Annotated in this window: 1 protein-coding gene; it reads left to right on the top strand. The window is 46.5% G+C overall.

All coding sequences use genetic code 11. The annotated features are described in order from the left end of the window. The coding region (locus tag R7E78_RS27180; protein ID WP_318058756.1) for a penicillin-binding transpeptidase domain-containing protein at positions 1-669 on the top strand (669 nt) is incomplete at both ends.

Genomic DNA, 669 nt, shown 5'->3' with positions numbered 1-669 from the left:
TACGTTTTACTACCAAATTGCTTATGACTTGGGGATCGACCGAATTTCAAACTGGATGATGATGTTTGGTTTTGGTGACTACACAGGCATCGATATCTACGAAGAAAGTAAGGCTAATATGCCAACTCGTGATTGGAAGATGTCTCGTCACAAAACGCCTTGGTATAAAGGTGACACCATTCCTGTTGGTATCGGCCAAGGCTACTGGACGGCGACACCTATGCAAATTGCGAAAGCAACATCGGTGTTAGTGAATAATGGTGCGGTTTCCGCTCCTCACCTCCTAAAGTCCACCATCGATAATGGTGATAACTTTGAGGAACAAGAAACCTCTGAATACGTAACCTACCCACCGATTCAAAATGTGCCAGAAAAATACTGGGATATTGCGAAAGAAGTTATGCTCCGTGTAAACCATGGTACTCGTGGTACAGCTCGTCGTTCTTTCTACAGTATGAGCTACCAGACAGCCGGTAAATCAGGTACAGCTCAGGTCTTTGGCTTGGGCGAGAACGAAGAGTACAACGCAGATGAAATCGCGGAACACTTGCGTGACCACGCCCTGTTTACGGGCTTTGCTCCGGTTGACGATCCAAAAGTTATCGTTACTCTCGTGCTAGAAAACGCAGGCGGTGGCTCAAGTAACGGTGGTCCAATGGCGAGAAAAAT

Source organism: Vibrio sp. YT-19(2023), assembly GCF_033337395.1.
The sequence above is the reverse complement of the archived record's forward strand: the minus strand, read 5'-3'. Positions and strand labels throughout refer to the sequence as shown.